This window comes from Methanosarcina sp. UBA411 (assembly GCF_002495725.1).
GTDB lineage: Archaea > Halobacteriota > Methanosarcinia > Methanosarcinales > Methanosarcinaceae > Methanosarcina.
Genome location: NZ_DAGK01000022.1, coordinates 47,445 through 47,647 on the forward strand (window position 1 = coordinate 47,445; position 203 = coordinate 47,647).

At 39.9% G+C, this 203-nt stretch carries 1 protein-coding gene; it reads left to right on the top strand.

Annotated elements, in window-relative coordinates:
• On the top strand, positions 1-203 hold a 203-nt coding region (locus tag BP861_RS16170; protein ID WP_394339170.1), incomplete at both ends, for a PKD domain-containing protein.

Below are 203 nucleotides of genomic sequence, written 5' to 3' on the forward strand. Positions count from 1 at the left end.
AATTATATAACAGTAACAACAGCTGCAACAAAACCGGTTGCTGAGTTTTCGGCTTCTCCGACATCAGGAAAATTACCATTGACAGTTGCATTTACTGATAAAAGCACAGGAACACCCACTGCATGGAAATGGAATTTTGGAGATGGGACATCATCAACAGCCAAAAATCCGACACATAAGTATTCCAAAGCAGGAAAATACAC